Genomic DNA, 8,321 nt, shown 5'->3' with positions numbered 1-8,321 from the left:
CGCTCAGGGTCAGAGTACCGCTACCGGTTTTCGCCAGCCCGCCGTCGCCGGAAACCACTCCGCTCAGCGTCTCGTTGTTGCTGCCGGTGGCGACAGTGCCGGTGCCAGTCAGAGCCACAGCATTTGCCAGATTCAGGTCACCCGTGGTAAAGCCCAGTGTGGTGCCGTCAGCCATCGAAAGTGTTCCACTGCTCAGGGCATTGTTGTTGGCTACATCAATTTCACCGGCTGTCAGGTCAGTACCGCCGGTATAGGTATTTTCACCGGTCAGTGTCAGGGTGCCGGTACCGGCTTTCGCCAGTTTGCCGTCACCGGAGATGACGCCGGAGAGGGTTTCGCTGTTGCTGCCGGTATTGACGGTAGCAGAGTCACCGGACAGCAGCACGTTATTAGCCAGAGTCAGGTTATCGGTAATAAAGCCCAGTACAGTATTGGCCGCCATGGTCAGAGTACTGCTGCCCAGTGCGGTATTACTGCCGGCGTCAATTTCACCTTCAGTCAGTGAGGTACCGCCGCTGTAGGTATTGTCGCCTTTCAGGGCCAGGGTACCGCTGCCGGTTTTCACCAGGGTGCCGTCGCCGGAAATCACGCCACTCAGTGTTTCGCTGTTGCTGCCGGTGGCGAGGGTGCCTGTGCCGCTCAGAGCCACGGCGTTAGCCAGGTTCAGCTCCCCGGTGGTGAAGCCGAGAGTGGTACCGTCAGCCATAGATAGCGAACCTGTACCCAGTGCATTGCTGTTGCCGACATCGATTTCACCGCCGGACAGGGTGGTACCACCTGTGTAGCTGTTGTCACCATTGAGGGTCAGGGTACCGCTGCCGGTTTTAGCTACCTGTCCGGCACCGGAGACATCACCAGACAGGGTTTCACTGTAATCACCGGTCGCAATCGAGGAGTTCAGGCCGCCCAGCACGATGTTGTTCGCCAGTGTCAGATCACCTGTGGTAAAGCCGAGGGTGGTGTTGTCGGCCATGGTCAGCGTGCCGGTGCCCAGTGCATTGCTGTTGTTAATATCAATTTCACCGGCGTTCAGGTCAGTACCGCCACTGTATGTGTTGTCACCGGTCAGGCTGAGGATACCACTGCCGGTTTTCGCTAATGTACCATCACCGGAAATCACACCGCTCAGGGTGTCATTAAAGCTGCCGGTGCTGATAGTTGCTTTACCGCCAGACAGGGTCACATTATTCGCCAGATCCAGATCCCCGGCGATAAAGCCAAGGGTGGTGCCATCCGCCATAGTCAGCGGACCGGTGCTCAGTGCATCGCTGCTACCAATATCGATTTCACCGACGGAAATCTTAGTTCCACCGGTATAGGAGTTATTACCGGTCAGGGTCAGCGTTCCTGTACCGTTCTTATCGATAAGTCCGGCACCGGAAATATCGCCGGATAATGTTTCGTTGTAGTCACCGGTCTGGATAGCCGAATTAGCACCACCCAGCACGATATCGTTAGCCAGATCCAGGTCTGCTGCTGCAAAACCCAGGGTGGTATTATCGGCCATTGACAACGTTCCGCTGCCCAGCGCATGGCTGTTGGCAACATCAATTTCACCAGCTGACAGGGTGGTTCCTCCGGTATAGGTATTGTCACCGCTCAGAGTCAGTGTGCCGCTGCCGGATTTGGTCAGCGTATCACCGGAAATCACGCCGCTCAGTGTTCCGGTATTGCTGTTGGTATTAATGGTGGTGTGAGTGCCGGACAGATCCACACTGTTGGCCAGTGTCAGACCATCAGCTGCAAAGCCTAAGGTCGTATCATCAGCCAGGGTGACAGCACCGGTTCCCAGTGCATTATTACTGCCGGCATCCAGCTCTCCTGCTGATACAGTGGTGCCACCAGTGTAGGTGTTGTCACCAGTCAGAGTCAGAGTACCACTGCCTGTTTTCGCCAGTACGGCGTCACCGGACAGGGTACCACTCAGTGTTTCGCTGTTACTGCCGGTATTAACGGTTGAAGTTCCGGACAGGGAAACATTGTTAGCCACGTTCAGGTCACTGGCAGTAAAGCCCAGTGTGGTGCCGTCAGTCATCGCAAGCGAGCCGGTTCCCAAAGCATTACTGTTACCGACGTCGATTTCGCCGCCGGACAGAGTGGTACCACCGCTGTAGCTGTTATCACCGTTCAGGGTCAGAGTACCACTGCCGGTTTTGCTGATTTGTCCTGCACCGGAAATATCACCGGACAAAGTTTCGCTGTAATCACCGGTGGCGATGGCTGAGCCACTGCCGCCCAGCGAGATATTATTCGCCAGATCCAGACCACCGGTGGTGAAACCGAGGGTCGTGTTATCCGCCATCGCCAGAGCACCGGTCCCCAGAGCATGACTATTACCGACGTCAATTTCACCAGCAGACAGGGTGGTACCACCGGTATAGGTACTGTCACCGGTCAGGGTCAGCGTTCCACTACCCGTTTTAGCTAATGCACCGTCACCGGAAATCACGCCGCTCAGCGTTTCGTTATTACTTCCGGTGGCGATAGTGCCGGTACCGGTCAGAGTAACAGCATTTGCCAGATTCAGGTCACCGGTGGTAAAGCCGAGAGTGGTGCCGTCAGTCATGGCCAGACTGCCGGTTCCCAGCGCGCTGTTATTACTGACATCAATTTCACCGGCCGACAGTGAAGTACCACCGCTGTAAGTATTATCACCACTCAGAGTCAGGGTTCCACTGCCAGTCTTCGCCAGCGTTCCGTCGCCAGAAATCACGCCGCTCAGCGTTTCGTTATTACTTCCGGTGGCGATGGTGCCGGTACCGCTCAGAGCCACGGCGTTAGCCAGGTTCAGGTCACCGGTGGTAAAGCCGAGGGTAGTGCCATCAGTCATGGCCAGACTGCCGGTTCCCAGCGCGCTGTTATTACTGACATCAATTTCACCGGCTGACAGTGAAGTACCACCGCTGTAAGTGTTATCACCACTCAGAGTCAGGGTTCCACTGCCAGTCTTCGCCAGCCCACCTTCACCGGAAATCACGCCGCTCAGTGTTTCGTTATTACTTCCGGTGGCGATGGTGCCGGTACCGCTCAGAGCCACAGCGTTTGCCAGGTTCAGGTCACCGGTGGTAAAGCCGAGGGTAGTGCCATCAGCCATGGCCAGGCTGCCGGTACCGAGAGCGCTGCTGCTGCCAGCATCAATTTCCCCGGCAGACAGGTTAGTACCGCCGCTGTAAGTATTATGACCCGCCAGCACCAGAGTACCGCTGCCGTTTTTGGTCAGCGCTGCATTACCGGAAACCACACCACTCAGGGTACCGGCGTAGCGACCGGTATCAATGGCGGTGTTGTCTCCTGCCAGGCTGACATTGTTCGCCAGATTCAGATTATCCGCGGCGAAACCTAAGGTGGTATCAGCAGACATGGTCAGGTCACCGCTACCCAGCGCATTACTGCTACCGGCTGCAATTTCACCTTCTGTCAGTGAAGTGCCACCGCTGTAGCTGTTATCACCGTTCAGGGTCAGGGTGCCGCTGCCGGTTTTGGTCAGTGAAGCACTGCCTGAGATATTGCCGGACAGGGTCTCGTTATAGCTGCCAGTAGCGATGGTAGGATCGGTGCCACCCAAAACCATATCGTTGGCTAAATCCAGATCACCGGCAGTAAAGCCGAGGGTGGTTCCATCCGCCATATACAGCGTACCGGTCCCCACTGCAGTGCTGCTGCCAACGTCAAGTTTACCTTCGGTAAGGTCGGTGCCGCCGGTATAAGTATTGTCGCCGGTCAGAGTCAGAGTACCGTTGCCGGTTTTCGCCAATAATCCGTCACCAGAAACGGTGCCATTCAGCGTTTCGCTGTTGCTGCCGGTAGCCACCGTCGCAGTGCCGCCAGACAACAGCAAATCATTGGCCAGTGCCAGTTTATCGCTGATAAAGCCCAGTACCGTATCGGCCGCCATGGTCAGCGTGCCTGTGCCCAGTGCGTTGTTGTTGTTAACATCAATCTCACCGGCAGACAGGCGGGTGCCGCCGGTGTAAGTATTATCATTGGTCAGGGTCAGGGTACCGCTACCGTCTTTGGCTAATTCACCTGCTCCTGAAATAACCCCACTCAGGCTTTGAGGTTTACTGCCAGTATCGACAGTGGCTGTGCCACCCGACAGGGTGACATTGTTTGCCAGATTTAGATCGCCGGTGGTAAAGCCGAGGGTGGTGGCATCTGCCATCGTCAGATTGCCGGTACTCAGTGCGTTGCTATTGCCAATGGCAATCTCACCACCGTCGAGGGTGGTACCGCCGGAGTAGGTATTATTACCGGTCAGGGTCAGCGTACCGCTCCCGGTTTTACTGATTTGACCGACCCCGGAAATTACCCCGGACAGAGTTTCACTAAAGTCACCGGTCGCAATCGCCGAATTCAGTCCATTCAGGGTAATATTATTGGCTAAATCCAGATTGTCGGTAGTAAAGCCGAGGGTGGTATCATCGGCCATTGTCAGGTCACCGCTGCTCAGCGAAGCACTGTTGCTGATATCAATTTCACCCGTTTCCAGATTAGTACCACCGGTATAGGTATTTACACCGTTGAGAACCAGGGTCCCGTCACCGGTTTTAGTGAGAGCGGTGTTCCCGGAAACAATACCATTCAGCGTACCGGTATTGCCGTTGGTATCAATCGCAGTGCCATTTCCGTTCAACAGCACATTATTCGCCAGTGTCAGCTTGTCGCTGATGAAGCCTAATATCGTATCAGCTGCCATGGTCAGCTCACCGCTACCCAGCGCGTTGTTGTGACCTACGGCAATTTTGCCGGTGTTAAGTGCAGTTCCGCCGCTATAGGTATTGTCACCACTCAGGATCAGGGTGCCGCTGCCATTTTTAGTCAGCTCCTGATCACCAGAGATGACACCACTCAGAGTACCGGTATTGCTGCCGGTATCAATAGTCGTACCTGTATCTGACAACAGGATATTGTTCGCCAGATTCACCTCAGTAGCAGAGAAGCCTAAGGTAGTGTCTGCGGCCATCTCCAGGTCACCACTACCCAGTGCCGTGCTGCTGCCAACATCAATTTCACCTGCTGACAGGGTGGTGCCGCCGGAATAGCTGCTGTTACCGGATAACGCCAGTGCGCCTGTGCCTTGTTTAGTCAGTGAACCTGTGCCGTTAAGAGCACCGGTATAAGAAGTGTCGGCAGCCTGGTCGACAGTCAGATTATGCGCATTCAGGGTGACTGAACCGCCGGTGCCGGATAACTGAGAAGTGGTAAATTTCCAGTCACCTAAATCCAGTTCACCACCGTTTATCGTCAGAGCGGTATCGGTCAGAATCGCATTTTCTGAACCACGGACCAGGGTACCGTCATCGACTTCGGTGCCGCTGTCATAGGTATTGGTGCCGGAAAGGGTTAACCTGCCGGTACCTGTTTTGGTCAGTGAGCCGCCGGTGCCTTCGATAATGCCAGACCATGCGCCATCCTGATTAGCCCCGCCCACCAACAGATTATTAGCACCCAGATTGAGGGTGGCATCGCCGGCAGCGTATTTACCTGTAGCATTACCATCGTCATCGTAGAGAGCACCACCCAATACTCCGGAAGGACTCACCCCGGTCAGATTACCGACTGTCAGTGAGCCTGTTGTCAGGTTACTTAAATCGAACAAAGAACCAGAAGCTCCCCCGATGCCTCCGCCAACAAATTCCCATTGGTTATTACCCTGGGTGGTGCCGTTAAAGGTAATGACGCCACCACCTATGGTTTGAAAGTAGAGCGGCTGAGTGTTACTGTCGCTGGTCACTGTGGCATTAGTGAAATTGATATAGCCGCCACGGGATACAGCAACCGCACCATTAGTATTAGCAACCAGTTTGTCGGCGACATTGATGGTTCCATAACCACCGGCAGGGATATTCCATTTAGCATTAGTTTTTAAAGCCACAGCAGTGAACGTTTCGGAACCATCAGCATCACCGGTTTCAGTGCCGTCACTGTTAACGTTAATAACGTTATTGCCTGAAAGATTCACCGTCCCTCCGCCTGCGCCGGAACTGTAATCTACCTTATCTGCGACCACTCCCAGTGCGATACCATTTTCTGAGTAGACATTCAGTGTACTGTCACTGACACTTTGGGAAGAACCGTCAGCAGCAAAAACGGCGGCCGCAAATCCTAACTGGCGGTAGGCGGTAAAGGTAAATGCTGATACACCATTCTGTAAATCACCTGATAAAGAAGGGGTCGCGATAATTCCGGCACTATAATCGGCAGTATTACTGTAACCAAACGGACGATAACGCCAGTAAAAATCAGATTGTGGATAATCTGAAGGAAACTGAGAATCACTGAGACTATAAGAGGCTTTTTCGGTGTTGGAGAGATTGATGGTTGAACCCGTGATAGTCGCGGTACCACCGTTAATGGTGGCGACACCGACAGTTTTTGTATTTATCGTTCCTCTATCGAGCGTCGCTGCCTGATCGGAACCATTGAGCAGATATGCTGCAGCACCATATTCTGTCTGATCTGCCACTAACACTGACGATGGCAGGGTGACGGCCATGGCCGAGAAGGGCACTGCAGCCGAAAGGGATAACGAAACCAGACCGGCGGTCATCTTCCTGGTTTTAAAAGTTACCTGATCTTTGTATTTATAATCGTAGTCAGAGAACTTCTCCGCACACTCTCGATTCTTTTCATCAACGATAATCATAGGTTCGCTCCATTCCGGATAGAGAATTGCTGTGTGTAAATTTATGAATCTTATGCGTTTTATTTTTTTTGTTGCGTTAAATTAAGAGGCTGTAAAGGAAAGGTTTTTTCTTTGTTAAGCGTAATTGATGACCAGTACTTTGTAAACAATACGGCTATGGACAAAACAGGCATTGTTTTTTTAAAAACAGAAACTTCATTAGGTTTATCCGGAATAAATGAGGGGGTGTTCAGGAAACGATAAAATAGATGTTTATGTTTTTATTATTATTTTTTTATTTTCTTTTTTTAAAAGTAATCGTTTTCTTTTTTAGTCAATCAGGCAAAGGCTATCGTTGTCTGAGATTGTTACGGTTTTACCGATAGATTAATTAAAGATTTTTTTTGTTCAGCCTATTGACTGTTAAAATAGCAGGGATGAAAAGAGACCAATTATTTATTCCATAGTAAGCCGGCTCACTAAGGGAAATGATCGGTAAATTGTTTAATATTTGGGATTAAATTTCGTTGTCAGGGTGAAAATTGACAGAAAACGGTGCTTGTGTGTCCGGGCGCCTGGGCGTTATGAGAACCCGGAGCAAAATGAATCACTGTAGAAAGTGGGTGCTGAATGGCTTGCGAGTGAAGGCAGGAATTTTCACCGAACGGTTTTTTTCGGCTCTTCACGCCACCCGGCTTTCAGTTATCTCTCCGCAGCACATTACACTGTCAGGAGACAGAAGAGATAAACGGGCGCATTTAAATGGGGGGGCCATGGTTCATCTCAGCACAAAACAGTGGTGTCTGTCAGCCATCGCAGGGAAAGGAGATGCCTACCCTGCCTGGCCCAGGTTGCTGGAGAGGGTTGCTGAATTTTTTATTCTGACGTTCTCTTTACCTGCCATTCAGTCACTGATAACCGGCAGTGTGTGTCATTGCTCCTCATCAGGTATTGTTAAATTTTTATCAATTTCCGGAATAGTATGATGTTTTGCTGTCTTTCCCGGAATGACGTCAAATAAACTTCCGCCAGAGAATCCAGGAGATATTTTTAATATTATCTCCGTAATTATTTGTCAGTCAGTTAAGCTCCGTTATCCTTAGATAAAATGAAGTGCCTTGTTTTATCTGTCAGGCTGTGAAATTATCATGGTAATTTTTTATAAGGATATTCTATTGTTTTTTATATATTTACTCCCGGTTTTTTTTGAATTTCAGATATGAGTGGGTTTTGATTTTTTCAAATAGCAGAGTGATATCTTTCAGAATGATTTTTGTCAGGAGTAAGGGGGGCATACTTTGTAAGCTAAACGGATCTGTTATTTATCAGGGTGAAAAGCAGGTTTATTAACGGTTTTATTTGATCAGATATTTAAAACTTTATTTTTTATCATTTCTGAGGGAGAGCGATTATTGCCGCAATTTTCGCTACGCATTATCTCCCGGCATCTTCTTTATGTGACTCAATGTGGTTATTTATCCTCCGTTCCGATCATTCCCGGACTGAGTTCACTACGTGCAGACCGGTTTTCGGCAGTTCTTCGGCGAAAAGACTCACTATCGGTTTACTCATTTTTTGTAAATTTCCCGGTGGATGCTGAAAGCCTTATAGCTCTGCAGACCTTGTCCTGACTGGCCAGGTGAACCGTTACACTATCGCAATAGCACAAATTTCCTATGCCGACAGCCATTAACTG

1 protein-coding gene is annotated in these 8,321 nt (G+C 51.0%); it reads right to left on the bottom strand.

All coding sequences use genetic code 11. The features are described from left to right. On the bottom strand, positions 1-6,646 hold a 6,646-nt coding region (locus tag B3Z23_RS03375; protein ID WP_294901555.1), incomplete at its 3' end, for an autotransporter-associated beta strand repeat-containing protein. Positions 6,647-8,321 lie beyond the last annotated feature (1,675 nt).

This window comes from Tatumella sp. UBA2305 (assembly GCF_002345795.1).
GTDB classification, from domain to species: domain Bacteria; phylum Pseudomonadota; class Gammaproteobacteria; order Enterobacterales; family Enterobacteriaceae; genus Tatumella; species Tatumella morbirosei.
The sequence above is the reverse complement of the archived record's forward strand: the minus strand, read 5'-3'. Positions and strand labels throughout refer to the sequence as shown.